Below are 18188 nucleotides of genomic sequence, written 5' to 3'. Positions count from 1 at the left end.
TAGGACAATATTGCTGAGATGCCTGAAAACGACGGATAGAAGGCTTGAAACGAAAACAGCAAATATACGTCTGATCGGAATTGCAATACTACGTTCGCCTCTATGAGCTCCGAGATTTACCTATTATTCTATACATCACGGACGTCGTTCGGAACCCTCCCGGCAGATGTGAGGGCCGAGGTTGTCAAAAGCATCGACGATGCGTTGTTGCTGCTCGTTCCGACTAACGAGTGGCTCAGTATTGCCCGCAGTCAATAGCGATAACTATCTCACACTAATGTCGAGTCACTTTCTACAGCTAAAACAGGCCGAGTGCCTCGGGGTCAAGCCCCGGGGCGTTTCACTCCCATATTGCCGACTTTTGGCAAAGAGATAAACACAGATTCTTGTGTTCTTGTGAGAAAATACTGGAATATGGAAATCCCCGACCAACTGTGCTGTCTTTTCAGTGGCGAAATTGAAGTAGAGGATGACTCCTATACGCTCACAATTCCGAGTCGCGAAATCACAGATGGCGATATCCAGCCAGAGACCACCTATCGTGTGGCAATACTCAACCAGCCGTCATCGATCGACAGCACTGATCAAGAAATCGCATCACAGACGACACAAGATGAACAGAACTCACAACAGCAATCAAGCCACTCAACACCTCCTGTCGAAGAGGGCGAGCACCGAACAGTCGAAATCGAAGACATTGGTGAGCAAGGCGACGGAATTGCCCGTGTCGAGCGAGGCTATGTGATTATTGTACCCGACACAGAGAAACACGACCATGTCACAATCGAGATTAACAGCGTCAGACCCACTGTTGCCTTCGGTGAGGTCATCGAACAGAAAGAAGAGTAACGCGTTAATTTCTACTCACCGACACTTTTTGGAGTGATACACTTGCCGACCCCTCGTTCAGACGCAATCGTCAATTCCTTGGAAACCATTTCTCTCGAGACTATTAGTTTTCCTCGATCAAGGCGATATCACAGTCGTCGTTTTTCCGTTCATATGTTTTCAGCACATTCATTCAGTTTATAAAACTAAAGACAGTGATCACGGCTGTCAGCCACATGACGACACACAAACCACGAAGGGACACGAAGGACCGGAGAAACATTCGGTTTTGGACGACCACAGATTATTCATCCAAATGCGAAATTGGATGTCCCGAATGAACGCGTGGACTGATGCCGAACGCGTTGACAGAGTAGTTGTATCGACTAGAGACTAGCAGGAGAGGTAGGCCACAGAACACTCAAGAATGTGAATCCCACGTAACAATACTCCTATCCCGGACATCCTGTCGGATTCGTTCCAGCAATCGATAGCAGATTATCAATGACATCAACAATCCACTCACCGATACCTGCGAAGATGATTGCTCTGGCAACATTACATGCGAGGTAGGCGATTGCTCGATGGACTTGCTTGTCGAGTGACGATGTATCCATAATTGCAATAGCAAGGGATGCTGCACCGTAGAGTCGTGCCAATGTCTGTCCATAAGCAGCAACGATACCAATGGCGAATGCACCGGGCGTCGCAAGCGCACCTGCTGAACTCATCGTAGACAGAAGAATATTGTACGCGTAGATAATCCGATCAATTTCGCGAATTGCCTTGCGAATTCCTTCCTCAGATGATCCACCACCACTTTGATCGGGGAGCACACCAAGTAATTCACCAGTCTTTTCATCGATGTTCCAGAATGCGAATGGGGCTCCAGTGGTCGGCACAAGCTGATAATCAGATCCACTGAATACATCCATGGTGTCGAATAATTGATCCCAGAGGTCTGCACGCTCATCACCCCATTCCTCAATTATAGCATCATCGATAGTTCCGTACTCATCCAATTGTTTGTCTGCCAATAATGAGCGAGTACTCGTCTTGAAGAGTTCACTCTCTATTATTGCAAGTCGGGCTGTCTTTTCTATGGTGAGTTCAAACGCTTTCTGTGGATCATCCGCAGCTGTCGCAAAGTTCGCAAATGGGAGGAGATCGACATGCTGAACCACACGTTCTTCGTCGAAAACAGGATACTCTTGATACAGTGTTACCCGTAATCCAGTGTGGAATGTGAGCGAGTGGTCAGTGATCGCTTCGGGAAGTGGTCCAGTGAGCAAACAAAGTTCAGGTGGGATATGTGTGAACCCTGCGTCCAACTGACGATTAAGTTCTTTTTCATCGCCGTCGATCAACGCTTGGTCGATACCATCCACAGAGAGTTTCGCAGTAAGAAGATCGTCAAGCCAGATTGATTCAGCTGGAGCTGCAGCCTCGAACGAAAGCAGATTACTCCCGAATAGAGCGCTCGTTACTTCGTCTATCATTTCCTGTGTGACGGGCTGTTTTTCATGGCGAACAGGATCATAACCGGCCAATGTACGGGTTATCTCTTGTTTGTCAATCGTTACCGTAAGATAGAGTCCTGCAAGGTGAGGTGGTAGTGCAGGTGAACTGGGAATCATGTACTGAGCTTGGTCCTCAATATCGCTGTCAGCAACACTAACCCGAACATGACGCTCACCCGATGAACCCATGGGAGCCGGCGATCCATAGGTCAGTGTGTATGTGGGAAGCGTTGGTGCTTGTTTTTCAAGATAATCGATGACAGCCTTCTGTGCAGCTGCGTGATCTCCTGCTGGTTTAACCACCCCACCCGTGAGATCCGCCATCCTTTGCAACTCAGGATCTTCATTCTCGAATACGCTAAGCATAATTGCAGGTGGGCCCTGCTGAAGTGCGGTTTCGATCTCGGGGGAGAGTTCATCATTTACGTGTCCATCAGTGGCATAGACGATGAGATTCGCATCGGAGCCTGCTGCACGATCTAAGTATGTCCACAGATCAGAGTTCGTTTCCCAGTGTCGGACATCGGCATTTGGATACTCACTGAGAATGTGTGAACGGAGTGCCGTAACTAGTTCCGACATTTCGTCTCCAAGATAGCGAATGGGCATACTCAACGAAGTATCAGATAGGATAACAACACGAGGTGCCTGTTGATTACTCGTCATTGAAATTCCGACTGGCTTTTGTTCATCTGTAACTCTGAATGCCGTCGCGGGGAGTTGTTCTACTGGTTTTCCTGTCTTGTCGATCGCATGGATATTAAGCCGGATTTCTGGAAATCGTCCACTATCAACTGTCACATCAAGCCGAGACACATCAGTTGCCGCTGGTCCACCTTCAGATCGAACAAATGGTTCGCCGTTGCGAGAGACTGTGCCATCTTCCTGAATATGGAGCCTATCACCCGCTCGCGTTACAGCATCTCCTGTCACAGATAATTCACTAGGCTCGTTCGTATCTAGATCAACAGCCTGCATCGTGAGAGCGGGGATAAATGTCTGGATATCACGAAAAGTGGTGGTTGGCTGCTCGAACGGATCGATACCCGGTAGGGTCTGAAGCAGAAGTTGGCGGCCAACCAATTCGTCGGCACTCCAAGTGCCAGAGACGAGTTCAAATGATTCTTCTGGATCGTCAGCTGTCACTGCTGATAGGGTCACCTCCACAGGTAGTGTTTCGGATGCATCAGGAGCGATTTCAAGAGAGTCGGTCGAATCACGGCTCTCACCAAAGGGTGAATCGAGATCAAATAGGTCTGCATAGTAGTTGTCTCCATCAATCACGACACGAACGACTGGCAAAGCGCCACTCTCCCAATCAAATTCTTGAGGAGAAACCTCTGTAGATGGCACCTGCTGAAGCAGATGGTTAGCGAGGCGCCGACTCTCGCGACCCTGTTCGTCGATTGTATCCACGGTTTGGACGTCTTTCGCTGATTGATCGAGCCGCTTGTGCCACTCTTCTATTTGTTGTTCGTCAATTTGCGGTGCAAATTGCCGTTCAAGGGGTTGCCAAAGTAAACGCTTCATTTGTGCTGGTTCATCTAATCCGTCACCGATCAGTACCTCAGCCGTCCATCCGGCACGGCGATATAGATCTGCCAGCAGTTCAGCCTTCTCACGGGGTGTTCCTGCACCACCTCGCAATGTACCTCGGATACCCCATCGGACCCGGGTACCATTATGATTGAATTGATCAATCTCATCCGGATAGGTGACAATCTCATCACGAACAAATCGGAATATTTTCTCGGGATCAGGATTGTCGGTAGTAACTAACCGGGTGGCACGAGCTGGTAGATGGTCCGGACTAGTTTGGAGCGCAGCTCTGAGCTCTTCCCAGACTGTAAATGGAACGTGTTCACTATCTTTCGGGCGACCCAGGATATCGTCAATGAATGCACATCCCGCTACACTCATTGCAGCTGTGGTCATACCAGCCGTTTTCAAGTAGTCGCGTCTGTTGAATTCGATATTTTTGTCCATGGTCGTTATTTATAAACACTTGTTTTCGATTAGACCACGCTAGATACCTAAACGAGCCTAATTCAGGCCGATTCAGATTCTACGTGGTTGCGTGCTGATTCACTATTTGTGCTATTGCACCCGTGCTATGGAACCGCGGTACTCCTTACCTGCATCTCTTCCATGTACGGATCACAGTGAATCTATTACGAGAAACAAATGAAGAGCGATTATAGTTATCTAGCGGAACAGTTCCTGTTGATGAAATTGTTCCGTAGCCTGAAACCTAGTTTCATGGAAATTACGATAGGGGAGAGAGATATTTACTAATGCATGATTAGACAATACCTCTATATCTATAACAGTCACGTCAAAATTACTGGAATAGATACATTTAATAACCAGATTATGACTTTTCTTACTAGAGATGGAAGACGAGAGGCTCATCGAACTAATCAACCGTTCTACAACACTTCAGGCATTGTATGAACAGAAAGTGATGAGTCGCCACGAGTTACAAAACCGTCTCGGTATATCTCGATCAACAATCCATCGTGTCATTCATTCGCTATTAGAGAATGGAGTAATTGAGCGTATTGACGGTGATTTCACACTAACTGCATTCGGGAAGATAAGTGCTAGGAAAGTAAAGGAATTCGAGACAAATATTGAAACAGCAGTAGAACTCGCGCCTGTCTTGGAAACAATAGAGAAACATGATATAGATTTAGATATTTCTGACTTTACTACCGCGACGGTGACCAGGGCTGAACCTGGTAACCCGTATCGTGGTGTCAACCGCTTCATGTCTTTGGTGGAAGAAACCGATACACTACGTGGTCTGGATCCTGCATCTATCAACCCATTACACATTGACACTTTAAACGACCGTATTATAGATGGAATGGTAACCGAAGCTGTATATCCTCCTGATGTTGTTGAAAACCTTCTGTCAACATATCCTGAGAAGGCAAAAGAAGTATTTGAAAGTGGAAATCTCACGCTTTGGATGCATGACAATATTCCGTTCGGTATCACTCTCTGCGATGATCGAATTGGAATTGGGATTTACGATGATAACACAGGAATGCTCAAGTTATTTGTCGATACTGACGATCCAGAGGCACGTGAATGGGCAGAATCTGTGTACCACTCATACCGCGCGGAAGCAACACAGGTTGAACAATAATGAATCGAGTCACAATCCAGAACGAGATGCGTTCTACGCCACACCAATAGTAGATGAGTACTTATTCTCATTAATGCAGGCGCTAAAACCCCGTCCTAACGGACGGGGAGGATGTCATCGCTGGTGACTCACGTGGTATCCCGCTGTAATCAGTGCAAAGAGGAGAACAATAACGCTCAACACCAGTTGTTCAGAGAGGTATACTCCAACAGAAAGGTCAAAAGTATTGATTGTAAGAAGTCCACAACTGACCATCGCTGCACTCCAATACCATTGAATCCACTGCCGGCTTGGAGGTGTGTCCGACTCGGACTCATTTCCGCCAGATCCAGTTTGCTGTGTTTGACAGGCTTTGAGGTAGGGATCGAATTGAAGAGCACTGTCAGTTCGGGTTACGAGTCCCTGGGCTTGGTCATACTCAATCACCCCTTCCTTATCGAGTTTGGGAAGATGCGATTGATAGAGGCTGATGTAGGTTCGTTGACGCTCCTTTGATTGAAGATTCTCAATTGTTGTTCCATATTCCCAGGCCGCAACTTGCTCGGCAAGATCGCGCATTACGACTGGTTCTGTTGTTCCCTGAAGATACCTTAGGGCAAAGCGTCGGCGTTGGACCTGTAAGAGATGGTAAATCGTATCTTTCGAAAGCTGGTGGGCCGCACTCGCTTTGTCAGAAAATGGATCACCACCGTCTGTTTTGTTTGTCTCAGGACTCGTGCTCATGTACTGATCCTATCTCTAATCGTATTCACTGTCGTAAAAATTGAGGAGTGCTTACTGAGTCGTGTCAACAGGACTCTGTTAGGAGTCTCGTCTTATTCCGAGACGATGAACTGACCAGCGATCTTCTTGACCTCGTCCATCGATTTGGCCTCGTCGAAGGCGTTCGGGTACGGCGACTCCATGTTCACACCGTTGAACACGGCTGCGTGACGGGCTTCAACACTGTGAATCGAGAGCGCTGCAGACAGCAAATCACTGTTCTGGATCGACGGCGCTGCACCCGCGTAGGCGGCCACACCCGTGTTTTCAAGCGCCATTGCCACGCCCAAGAACTCAGCAGGGGTCTCATAGCCGAAGTCATACTCGGCGGCTGCAACAGGCTCGCCACCAAGATCGTTAATCACTTTCGTAAGCTGATCGACGTGAGCTGCTTCGTGCTGACCAACCACTTCGACCTGTTCTGGGATCTTCTCTTTGACTTCATCACAGACACCACAGCCCAGATCGGCGTTCATGAAGTCGTCAGCGGAGAATTTGTCGAGGCCTTCCTGGTAGAAGGTTGCTTCGAGGTGTTCGAGGGTCAGTGCGTAATTCAGAATGTCGACGTCGTTCATGCTATTGTCTCCGGAGCTGCTGTCACTATCGCTATTGCTATCATCACCGCTCGAGTCACCGTCTTCTGCACCGGCTGTTCCCATGCCGAGGCTTGTTACACCCGCTGCCCCGACGGCCGCGGCTCCGGCGAGAAACGTACGTCGGGAACTGAGTTGCTCGCGCATGCTGGTATTCGCTTGTTCGATGCGTTCGGTGTCTGGTTTGTTATTTGAATCCTGGGTCATGATCGATCACTGTACCCGTCTGGTACACCCTTAGATACAGGCATGTGGTACAAGAACGATTTCCGGATTCTCACCCAAATTCAACCCAACATCACTGCCAGAACCCAGATGGATTAAAATTCGACACGCAACCCGAGCAGAAACAGCGACCTCAATCCCACGTAATCCAGATCAGAAAGACAAGTCCAATCGTCTCAAAGATTCGAATGAGCATAATCGCGCGCTGAGCTATCATCGGCATCTCTGCTGAAAACCACACGTGCAGTACGGGGGCAAACTGGAAGAAATACAACGCTAAGAGGTTCTCGGCAAGCAACATAAGCCCGAAGACGAAGAGACCAAGTGTGTGCTTTGATCGAAATTGGAGGAAGTTCCGACCCCAGATCGAGAGCAATCCCAGTATCAACAGGAGATTGATACCGATGGTGAGACGCAGTGCGTCGATCCAGATTGCCATCTATCTATCCCTTCTTCGGTCTCGGATGTAGTTACGTGCTTTCCCAATTTCAACCATAGTTTAACCCATCTGCTCACTAATTTGCTCGATAGTCTCCCAATGCTGCGTTGCTTGGTCACTGATCAGATAGATTGCGCCATACCCATCCCCACCACGGTTTAGGATATTGTTCTCCAGGAGAACATCCAAGTGGTGACGGACGGTTTTATAGTCGAGATCTAAATTCTCAGCGAGTTGATTTGCATTTCGAGGCTGTTCTCGGAGGGCACGAACGATACGAACGCGGTTGGGACCACCACGGGTCCCAGTGAACACGTACCAGAGGACACCCTCCATTATAAGAAACAAGGAAACTATCGTCCTAAAGCTATCGAAAGAAATACTATTATATAGATCCCATCCTCTGAAACTAGTAAATTTCTGATGATATTGTCATCGTGGAGATGATCTTTTCTAACGTACAGTCTCAGCGAGAGCTACTCAAACGAGAATTGGTTAGCGTCCTTCTCGACGCGTGTGACTTACCGTACTTGCTACAGCTATCCTATTTTGGGTTACGCACTGTTTTCGGGCGTCGATACCGAGTACTCCGAGTAACACCTCTCCACCTTGTTAATTGCTCTCATATTTTATCTATGGATAAAAGTTTTCATTAGGGTAGAATTTCTATTTCTACAGGTATGGTCGCACGAAAATCCCTGCTGACGCTTGGCCTCCTCACACTCGTCGTAGCTGTATCCGTCACAGGCTACGCAAGCGTCGGGAATCAAGCACACGCACAGGACAGTTCAACACCGTCAGAAGCAACGATTGAAAACCACGCCCTCGGAAACAACACCTCCGTCGAGAGCGTCACTGGAACAGTGACAATCAAGATGGAACAGCCCAACGACACCCAGACAGTGAAGGCCGATGTCTGGCAACGATTGCCGAATCATGTTCGGTATGAATACACAGATGGACCAATGGAGGGCAACGTGATGGTCTCGAACGGCTCGGGCTTCTGGATGTACAACGAGTCGACAAACACCGCTCGCCATCTCAGTCTCACTGGCAAGAATGCGGGTATGATCCAGAATCTTACTGCCGCATTCCAGCAGATGTCGAACGGATTTGGCGCGGAGTATCAAGGTGAGGCAACTGTCTCCGGTCAAGAGACTTACAAGGTAACGCTGCAGCCGAAAAACGAATCGCTCCAGCAAGTCATGTCAAATCAGACCGTCTGGCTTGATCAGGACAACTGGTTCCCGGTCAAAACGCAAGTGAGCACCTCGGTTGGCAATGAGACGACCACGACGACGATGACCTACTCGAATCTGAGCTACAACAAGTCGATTCCGGATGAGCGATTCGAGTACACCCCGCCTGAGGACGCGAAGGTTGTCGACGTCGAATTGCCCCAGACATCGAACTATGAGTCGGTTGCACAGGCACAGAAGGAAGTGAACTTCACAATTCGAGAGCCAACCTCACTTCCGGATGGCTATTCGCTCGAGAACGTGACGGTCAGTACTGCAAACGGAAATGCATCGGTGTCGCTGCTGTACTCGAATGGATCTGACTCGATGGCAGTGACCCAAACGTCGATGAGTCGTCCTGTGAGCAGTGAGCAGTCCATGTCGATTGCTGGGCATGCCGGATCCTATACGTCGGTCGGCGAGCAGCATATTCTCCAATGGTCGGATGATGAGTCCCAGTACTCGGTGAGTGGTAGCCTTTCAAAGGAATCGCTCATCGCAGTTGCCGAATCAATCTACTGCTAAGGGGAGTCTCTTAGCATAATAGTGAAGTACCACGGGTCGGGTGACCCGTGGAACTCTCGCTGTATTTCCTTTAGAACAGGGTCTTAGCTCTGCTAATCACGACCCACAAATTGACATCCTCCCGCGCCTGAAGACGCAGGAATCCCGAGTGTTGGGAGATTCGGGTTTACAGTCTACTACTTGGTTCCTCGGTGAGAATCCGTGGGACAAGTCGTGAAGGTAAACTCTGGGCGGTGCCAACCAGACGGTACTCCAATCTTCGTCCAAATTGGCAGCAGGCTCGGAGTTATTTTCTGTGTTGTTGACATCGAAGAGACTGTTCTCCGCCCCGTTCACGTCAGCGCTGAACGCCACATCACACGATACACAAACGTACAAGTAATGTTCAACACGCTGACTATCGTCTTCTGTACCGCACACACAACACGTTTTACTGGTGTCGCTCAGACATTTCCACGATCTCGATACCCTTGACTTGATAACGTTTTTAGTGGTCTCTGGAGGGATGGGGAACGATATGAGACCGGTTGCTACGATGACTACACAAACATATCTTCCATCCTGATGCTTGATAATTATTTTATTTTAGGTGGCGTATCGTGGACTGCAATAACATCATCGGCAAACTCCTCGATTGAGTGTCCTAAAGGTGCCTCGTCGGTCGGTGCAACCGGCTCAAAATCAACCATTATCAAATTGTATGAGAGTGATGCTTCTGCAATTTCACAGTAATATGGCCCGTCATCATCCCACTTTGGGTTAAGTTCAACTATATCTCCGATATCAAAATCGATTGGTTGGTCGTAGGCATCTCCTGCCATGTCTGCTTGCCGTCCGTCTACGTTCGGAACTGGGTCATCTAGACTGTCTGCAAGAATGAACCAGTCATCAACAATCCGTTGTTGCCTGACTGTTTCCCATACTTCATCAGCAAGTTCAACATCGTAGGCCGGTTGGGGGAGAAGTGGAGAGCGGTCTAGGTATGGTGTAAGCCATGCTTGGTATCGATCTAAGATACGACATTCTCCTTTCTTTGTCTTGAACGTATCCCCGACAGCGAATAGAAACTCATCATATGGGTTGCTCGTATCCCGGTCAAATCTCCCATCGACTTTATCCCCTTCTTCAATAGCTCCCGGAAGACTTGGCCATCCCGCAAATTCCGACCTGTATTTACGTTCAACGAACGGCACCGGCAGATGATTGTTTGGTGTTTCAAATCGACTGGTGAGTCGTTTTAGTGCCTCTTTTTCTGAAAGATGGTCAGTGTGATTGTCTAAGTTTCTACCAAACGATTCGAGTGTTTTTGTGGAGGATGTTGGGGCATCCAACGGTGGTTTGTCCCATTCGTCAGTTGGAGAATGAAATGAAAACTCGCCTATGTAGACACAGTAATACTCTTTTCCATCAATTTTATGACAACGGAAAGTATCGACACAGTCGTCTTCAACCAAAGTTTCAAGAATATACTTTTTCAGACTGTAAAGTGCTTTCTTCCGAAGGCTATAGAAACGAGCATTGACTTTGAGGCCAGCACTGTATGCTTTCTCGGCAGATTCAGCGTATCGCTTTGCTTCGATGTTGAGCTGGTACAATGCGTCTAACTGCCTAAAGGAACATTGTGAGCAATGCGAAGCCCTTTGTTTGTCCTCAAACTCACCCATATGCACTACTAAATGTTATTAAAAAGCTTAAACATACCTGCATTCTGTAACCGGTATGTCACTCCAACTCCGAACCAAGGTACATCAGTGATGACACTACCACAAGACCGACCAGTATATCTAAAGAAAATACAGCGAGAGGTCCACGGATCACCTGACCCGTGGGTGAATCGCGTACGCTTGATTCAGACATGCTCCGTGCGGTTAATGTATCGTTCCACAGTCCGACTGCTTATTTCTCCCTGCCAATCACGGAGATCTTCAGGATTCCGCGTACCGACCAGAACGTCCCATCCGTGCTGGGCGAATCCGTAATCGAGTGCTTTCCCCACGTTCCCACTGCCGAGAACACCGATTCGAGTGTTCAACATGCACTAGAAGGTGGTTAGACACGGTATTAAATTCGCCTCTCAGGGTGGTCTATCGCCAATTTCGAGCCTTTCAATATCGGTATGTACGGCATCCTGTCCGAGCAGGGAGCGAAATGACGGCGAGGGCCGGATGCTATCTGCACATATCAAGCCCAGGCTCGCATACCGGTCAAGTTCGATTCGATCCCAATCGAAGGAACCCCGAGAGTTCACGATACTATGTCCAGAGTAGCTTCTTCTCTGATTCAAAAAGCCAAGATTCTCAACTGGCAGTCGCTCTTTCGGTGGGTGTATAGAGTGCACACGGACGAGTTGCTGGCCATGCCCGCACCCATCTCTTACAGTGGCACCTCTGATATTTAGCCGTCAGTTCTTTCATTATCCTCTCTACATCAAAATTTATTACCTGAGGAAGCGTATCGAGATGAAGATCAGAGATCCATCATTATTGATAATTAACGGTGAGTCTCTTGATTGGGGGTGACATAATGCGTAACATCGAAACTCGGTACGGTAAAGCACAACATGAGCTGTTGTCGTCCAAGCGTGATGAGCAGTGGCTGTATGGTGAGCCACAACATGAAGAGTTCGTGAAAGTAAACGTCGAACTCGGAGAGTCAGACGTGTATCTTCGATCTTGGGCACGATATGCCCAAGAACAGAACAAACGCACTAGTGAAACTCCGGACGCTATTCCACTGATTGTCGACACTCCTGTTGAGGAGGAACGGAATGAGAGTGCTCTCTAGAGTGGGACAAAACGGACACGACTGCCGTATTTAGGGGTATTCGTCGACATCGTTCGGCATTGACATCCTCCCCGCCCTAAAGGGTGAGGATTCTCCGAAGGGGAATTCAAGGTTGCACGTTTTCTCGGGAACGAAGTACGCTTTCGCGTCTTCCCTCACCGGTTGCTACCCAATTATGACCGAGGGTGTGCGTTGCAGTGCGTAGAGCCGTGACAAAGCGGCCTTCCCACCAATGTGCAACCGGCATTTCACCGGTCCCATGTACAAAGTAGCTGTCCCCCGCGTTCCAATCTCTCTGCGGTACATCCACATGACAGCCACGAGTATGCTTGCATCTGAAGCTTCCATGCGTCGCATGACTAAGTATAAAGTACTAGCGCAGAACGTCTCACATAGGAGCGCAATGCCTTGCAGAAAGGCCGGTGCTAGAGACACCGACCGCGCTCCTTGTGGTGCAAGAAGCAATGCTGAGTTTACAATCCACGCCTGATAGCAGTATCGAATCAATAGCAACGCGACGGCCGAGCGGAGAAACTACCAAACAGAAGGGTATCTCCGAAACCGGAATCGAAATCGACACACCTTCTACACGACTGGCTGACGGATATACCTCACTCCCATTCCTCGCCCAGAAGAGGCGATGCTAATGGCGGATCGCTCTCGTCGGTCTGTGCTCAAAACGGCGGGTGCACTGACTGGCGGCCTCTTTGGAACAGCAGCCCTCACGGAGAGCTCGGGTCGCGCACGTGCCCGTCGCTGGTTAAGTCGCCAACGGCATCCCTCGATTCCGTTTTTCCGGTACCGTGGTAGTATCCAAATGGATGCCGTCTGTTACTGGGCAAAGAGTGGGTGTACCTATTGGAGTCTGGCTTCGCTAGCAGACCCTATCCCTGGTGATTTCATCCCCGTCGCAGGTGGGTGTGCCGGCATCCATGCGGGCTGTCAGCTCCAAGACAATCTCCAAAAGATTGCTGGCTGTGATACTGGGTGGGTCCACGTCTACAGACTTCGGTGGTGGGCACGTGGGTTGTTTTGGATGTTTCCGAGCGCTATCGATACCTTGCTTCTTCCACAGGGGGTGTACGGACCGTGCCAATGACTGGCTTCATCCCTGTGACGGTGTACACTGATGTGCTTCTACCAGGGTTCCTTGCCTTCGCATTCGTCTATGCCCGAATCACGCGTGAGTCGCGGTATGACTACTGGCAAAAGCGGGCCGTCGAACTCGGTGCCGTAGCGATGACACTGTTCGCTATTGCGGGATTGCTGTCTAGTATTCTCATCTCCATGATCGCGATCGGTGTGACTGTACTCGTGATCATCGCTCTGATTGTTGGATATTTGCGCCCAGAATCGGATAACTCGGTGCCCGACTGACTCCCTGTGTTTTAATTTCAATATCCAGATCGGACGTACACCTCTATTTCACCCTCCAATACTGGTGAACTCATGAGTGTTTCACCGCCAAACCGGGATGTACAGATCGACCATCTCCCGGGAATTATATGGACAAAGGGGGGTGTAGACTGCCGTTTTCGATTTCCAAATTGGGCCGCGTTCGCGGGTAAAAGACAGCGGGCACTCCGAACCCCATATCACGCGTGAACGGACGAATAACCAACTCTCCACCGGATTCACCTCCCTTGAATCGCGACTTACACGAACAAATGCGAGATTCGGCGACCCGTTCAAAAACCGAATTCTCCGGTACATATCGGGTTTCTACCGTCAAATCGGGCGTTTCAGTGTTTACAAGCCGACCATCTGAGATCTCGAGAATTGAGGTGGAATACTCGCTCTCCAGCCCTCCTCTCTCGTGAAATATGGAGAATAGATATTCAACCCCCTCTTCTTCTACATGGGAGAAAGGACGGTATTATCCGGAGTTAATAGACGTACAAATTCATTCAGTCTCCCGATTTGCTCACTTAAAACGACCTCGATTATCAGACTTTTATTAACTCTATTTTGGCTTTCTCCAGCCTTCTATCTCTAGAATTCTAATTCAGTATCTCACTTACTCTCCTCTGACTACCAGCACCACCCCGGGCATTTTCTACACTCTCCTACGACAGCCCTTCTCCCGGGCGATTTACGGGGTGTACGTTTTCTGAGACCGGTCGAGCGATGCGTTCGAGGCCGCTGACGCGCTGAATCGGGTGTACTGATGGGTGTAGTTGAGCTACCCCGCCCTACGCGCTACGCGCGTTCAGGACGGGGCTTCCTGCTTCGAGGAGGCGCTTTGCAGAAACAACAGCTGTTCCCGTAGGGAGCGCAGTCTCCACAGGCGTTGACGAGACGCAAAGCGTCTCGTTCGCACACAAGAGCGTCGCTCTTGTGAACGCTGTATCCCCTCCCTGCTCGCGCAATTCGGCGCTCCCTGAGGACAGGGGCTTAGCGCCTGCATCCAGCTAATCTGGACAGTTCACCCTGGATGAGGCTCCGTTTCGCCGAAAATACAGTCAAATAGGAAGCGTTCGTCTGCGCAATTAAGTCCATATCATAGTGGACATCATGACACGCATGACCTCTCTTCCAACTGCAACCGATGTTCCTTCCCCACTTATTGACCTCGAACAATGGGTATGCTGGCGTGAACAATCGCGTGGCGACAAATTGACGAAAGTACCAATCAATCCAGCAACTGGCCGATTTGCATCGACGGACAATCCCGAGACATGGGCGAACTTCGACGACGTTCGGTCATATGCACTCGATGGATCAGCCACCGGCATCGGCTTTGTGTTCACAAATGACGATCCGTTCGTTGGTATTGACCTTGATGATGCTCGGGACCCGGACGAGGAGATACCGAGAGAGTGGGCCGCCACCATCATTGACCAACTCGATTCATATACCGAGCGAAGTCCATCGGGAACGGGGTATCATGTCTTGATCAAGGGAAACCTTCCACCTGGTCGAAATCGTCGTGGTGACGTCGAACTGTACGAGACGGGTCGCTTTTTCACCGTTACTGGCGATCACGTTGAGGGAACTCCAACGACTATCCACGAGCGGACGGACGACCTTACCACTGTGTATAAAGCGCACATCGCGGAAGACGCCGAAATAGACATCTCAGATAATACTGCTACCGAGAACCAATCGCTTGAGGATGATGACTCCTCTGGCGGTAGTGATGATGCCAATCCTGCCACAGACGAAACGACTGCATCATCGACGCTCTCCGACGAGGAAGTCGTCGAACGCGCCCGTACTGCGGCGAATGGCGCAAAGTTCGAACGCCTGTGGCGCGGTGACATTGCGGGCTACGACAGCCATTCGGAAGCGGATATGGCTCTCTGTTGTTTGCTCGCCTTCTGGACGGGTTGTGAGACAACACAGATAGAACGGCTGTTTCGACGGTCCGGTCTCAATCGCGAGAAGTGGAACACTGTTCATTATGGCGACGGACGAACATACGGCGAGGTGACCATCGAACGAGCGGTACATGTGACTTCGGATGTGTATGAACCACGCACAGAACGTTCCACTATCAGCGCAGAACCGAACGAGAGCACTACAAACACAGTTGCATCAGCGGCGACACCCTCGACAGAAATGACTGCCGAGAGTCACACAAATCCACTTCAGGAACGAGAACGCGAGCGTATCGCGACAATTCTCGAACTCGAAAAGAAGCTCCGTGAACTCGAAACCGAGAACAAAACGCTTCGTGAGGAACTCAATTCAAAACAAAAAATAGACCAACCGAACGATGATATCGAAGAGCCCATCCGTTCACTTCAAAGCATGTTCCGTCGTCTCTCGCAGTTTCTCATCCCCTTTCGCCGGTCACGTGAACAATGAAATCTCAAGTCAGCTTCCTGAACTACTACGCTCGACAACGACCTTCTTCGTCTTTTTGACATCAATGCCGAACAGGAAGCCCAAGAGAAACAGCAGCTCATTCCCCGCCTGAGTTCTGTCTCGTACTATATTCATGCATAGAGCTGCCAAATAATTTCTAAAATAAGGCGAGAAATATTGCGACTAATTTCATCCCAATATAATTTTTTATTATTTTGTGTATCTCCGTCAATTCAGTTGGGGATTCTATAATATCTGTATTAATTAGTTGGCTAGGTGAAGTTTTATATGATAGGTGATCTAAGGTAAAATGCAGTATGAACAATAATTATGCAAAACAGGCGGTGGTTGTTGCACTCGTAGTACTCACGATCGTGGGGACGACCACTGTACCAGTAATGGCTGACAGCCAACCGAGTGGCGCAGATGATTGTGACTTAATAGATGTTGACGGTAATAATAACAAAGTTGCAGTTGATCTAAACCAAGACCATAGTAATGTGAATATTAATTGTGGTGGCAATGGAGGCAGCGCTGACAGTGGAGACAGCGGCCACAACGCTGAGGATGGAGACGACAGCAACAACGCTCACAGTGGTGATGACGGAGACAACGGAGACGATAACACTGATGAGCAGGCTGAAGAAGATAGTGGAACGCAAGAAATCGACGTGACTGTGAACGGTCAGGATGTGACCGCCCAGGCCAATGCCGATGCTGACGCCAGCGCAAGTAGTGATAGTGGTGACAGCAGTTCGGATGAGAGCAATAGCGACAAAGACTCCGATAGCGGCGATGGAGATAACGCCGATAATGGAGACGATAGCAGTGATGGCGACGATGGGGATAACACAGGCGATGATGGGAGCAATGCGGATGACGGAGATGATGGGAGCAATGCAGATGACGGAGATGATGCAGATAACGGCGACGATGGGAGTCAAGGAGATACAACAAATGAACAGAGCGCATCTGACATAGACAACAGCACTGTCTTGCAGTACCTCTTGGAGCAAGATTTCATCGATCAGAGCGAGGTTAACACAGCAATCTCGAACAATTCGATTGATAACAGCTCGATTCTTGCCAATATCGTAAACGGCGATCAGACAATCAATCAAAGCAGCCAGTTCGTGGATAACAGCGTTACAGTCGATAACAGTACGACAATCACGAACATTATCACTAACAACATCGACAATAGCGAGACGACAATTAATCAGACGGAAGTTCGAAACATCGTTAATACCATTATCGAGAATTCGACGGTTGTGAATAATTCGACTGTCGACAATGGTGACGACAACGCCGGTGACGGTGATGATAACGATGATGGAAATAATGGCGATGACGGAAATGATGGTGACGACGGAAATAATGGCGATGATGGAGACGATAACAACGGTGACGACGGAAACAACGGTGATGACGGAAACAACGGCGACGATGGAAACAGCAGTGCTGTCGATCTTGAAGTAGACAAAACGGCTGATGAAGCAGTGATTCGGACTGGCGATGCAATTGGCCTTACGGTGAACTTCACTGTCTCCGTAACTAATAACGGACCCGGAACTGCGACAAATGTGGTAATCAACGACGAGATGCCGCTCCTTGACAACACTGATCTTGGCGATCTCGAAACGAGTGCTATTGTCCTTGTCAGCTCCGACTCGGACGATGGAAGCTACGATCCAGGCACTGGGAACTTCACTGTTGATTCGCTTGCAGAGGGCGAGACTGCCCAAGTAGTATTCACTACTGTTCTCGTTCAGGTTGGCCAAAGTCCGGTCAATAACACGGCTACTCTCGTCAGTAGTTCCCCCATGGATAACACGAGTGAAAACAATCAGGCAACAGTTAGTTACGAGACCTTAGTCGGAATGATCACGGAAGATCTCCTTGCTCCATTCGAGGACGACCCGGTTCTTAACCCCGTTCTTGATGCGCTAGGCATCAACGATCTCACCGAGTTCATAGAGGATGAAATCCTAGCGGGCAACCTCAACCTCACCGAACTGATTGATACGCTTGATAACGATAATCCAGTAGACGCAATTATTGGTCTCCTTGAAGACCTCACCGGTCAAACTGTGTCTCCCCTTAGTGAGTCAGCAACGACCACGAGTGCTGGAACCACAACGACTGAAAATTCATCGACAGAAAACGCACTGATGCAGTCCCCACTTGGTTCAGTATCTCCCGATGGACTCACTGTTGGTGGACTTGGACTTATCGGTATGATGGGTAGCGCCCTTCTGCTTCGGCGCGACTGAACGCTACACGCGTTCATTTTTAGCTAATCAGTTGACC

The 18188-nt window shown here is 49.2% G+C and carries 14 protein-coding genes and 1 pseudogene; 7 read left to right on the top strand and 8 right to left on the bottom strand.

All coding sequences use genetic code 11. From position 1 onward, the window contains the following. The first annotated feature begins 414 nt into the window (after positions 1-414). Positions 415-849, top strand: a complete 435-nt coding sequence (locus tag ACGYLY_RS24395; RefSeq protein WP_395285348.1) for a TRAM domain-containing protein — start codon at positions 415-417, stop codon at positions 847-849. Between the two features lie 431 nt (positions 850-1280). Here the strand turns inward: ACGYLY_RS24395 and ACGYLY_RS24390 are convergent, their stop codons facing one another. Next, entirely contained in the window at positions 1281-4334 is a 3054-nt protein-coding gene (locus ACGYLY_RS24390) for a hypothetical protein (RefSeq protein WP_395285347.1), read from the bottom strand. Between the two features lie 406 nt (positions 4335-4740). On the opposite strand from ACGYLY_RS24390, the gene ACGYLY_RS24385 reads away from it, so the two are divergent. Then, on the top strand, positions 4741-5502 hold the full coding sequence (locus ACGYLY_RS24385) for a helix-turn-helix transcriptional regulator (RefSeq protein ID WP_395285346.1): 762 nt from the start codon (positions 4741-4743) through the stop codon (positions 5500-5502). 114 nt (positions 5503-5616) lie between these two features. Here the strand turns inward: ACGYLY_RS24385 and ACGYLY_RS24380 are convergent, their stop codons facing one another. From ACGYLY_RS24380 to ACGYLY_RS24365, 4 genes are all read right to left on the bottom strand, one after another. Then, entirely contained in the window at positions 5617-6225 is a 609-nt protein-coding gene (locus ACGYLY_RS24380; protein ID WP_395285345.1) for a hypothetical protein, read from the bottom strand. Positions 6226-6317: 92 nt separating this feature from the next. Beyond that, positions 6318-7064, bottom strand: coding sequence for a ferritin-like domain-containing protein (locus tag ACGYLY_RS24375; RefSeq protein ID WP_395285344.1), 747 nt, complete (start codon positions 7062-7064; stop codon positions 6318-6320). Between the two features lie 151 nt (positions 7065-7215). Continuing rightward, positions 7216-7521, bottom strand: coding sequence for a hypothetical protein (locus ACGYLY_RS24370; protein ID WP_395285343.1), 306 nt, complete (start codon positions 7519-7521; stop codon positions 7216-7218). Between the two features lie 60 nt (positions 7522-7581). Then, positions 7582-7857, bottom strand: coding sequence for a winged helix-turn-helix domain-containing protein (locus ACGYLY_RS24365; protein WP_395285342.1), 276 nt, complete (start codon positions 7855-7857; stop codon positions 7582-7584). A 344-nt stretch (positions 7858-8201) separates the two neighbouring features. Between ACGYLY_RS24365 and ACGYLY_RS24360 the strand changes: the two genes are divergently transcribed. Continuing rightward, positions 8202-9284, top strand: a complete 1083-nt coding sequence (locus ACGYLY_RS24360) for an outer membrane lipoprotein-sorting protein (RefSeq protein ID WP_395285341.1) — start codon at positions 8202-8204, stop codon at positions 9282-9284. A 162-nt stretch (positions 9285-9446) separates the two neighbouring features. On the opposite strand, the pseudogene ACGYLY_RS24355 reads toward ACGYLY_RS24360, so the two are convergent. The 3 genes and pseudogenes from ACGYLY_RS24355 to ACGYLY_RS24345 form a co-directional block, all read right to left on the bottom strand. Then, positions 9447-9762, bottom strand: a pseudogene (locus tag ACGYLY_RS24355) (zinc ribbon domain-containing protein); the annotation flags it as partial. 97 nt (positions 9763-9859) lie between these two features. Continuing rightward, positions 9860-10948, bottom strand: a complete 1089-nt coding sequence (locus ACGYLY_RS24350) for a hypothetical protein (RefSeq protein ID WP_395285340.1) — start codon at positions 10946-10948, stop codon at positions 9860-9862. Between the two features lie 185 nt (positions 10949-11133). Beyond that, positions 11134-11319: an NAD(P)-binding domain-containing protein gene (locus tag ACGYLY_RS24345; RefSeq protein WP_395285339.1), complete on the bottom strand. Its 186-nt coding sequence runs from the start codon at positions 11317-11319 to the stop codon at positions 11134-11136. Positions 11320-11807: 488 nt separating this feature from the next. Here ACGYLY_RS24345 and ACGYLY_RS24340 point away from each other — a divergent pair, with 488 nt between their 5' ends. From ACGYLY_RS24340 to ACGYLY_RS24325, 4 genes are all read left to right on the top strand, one after another. After that, complete coding sequence (locus tag ACGYLY_RS24340; RefSeq protein WP_395285338.1) at positions 11808-12068, top strand: hypothetical protein; 261 nt, start codon at positions 11808-11810, stop codon at positions 12066-12068. Between the two features lie 1095 nt (positions 12069-13163). Continuing rightward, a complete protein-coding gene (locus tag ACGYLY_RS24335) occupies positions 13164-13445 on the top strand; it encodes a hypothetical protein (protein ID WP_395285337.1) in 282 nt (93 codons plus the stop codon). A gap of 1137 nt (positions 13446-14582) precedes the next feature. After that, positions 14583-15878, top strand: a complete 1296-nt coding sequence (locus ACGYLY_RS24330) for a hypothetical protein (RefSeq protein ID WP_395285419.1) — start codon at positions 14583-14585, stop codon at positions 15876-15878. 317 nt (positions 15879-16195) lie between these two features. Further along, positions 16196-18151 (top strand): DUF11 domain-containing protein, encoded by a 1956-nt coding sequence (locus tag ACGYLY_RS24325; RefSeq protein WP_395285336.1) that lies wholly within the window; start codon positions 16196-16198, stop codon positions 18149-18151. Positions 18152-18188 lie beyond the last annotated feature (37 nt).

Origin of the sequence: Haladaptatus sp. CMAA 1909, assembly GCF_043952005.1 — an archaeon.
GTDB lineage: Archaea > Halobacteriota > Halobacteria > Halobacteriales > Haladaptataceae > Haladaptatus.
Note: the sequence above shows the minus strand (reverse complement) of the source record. Positions and strands in the feature narration are given on the sequence as shown.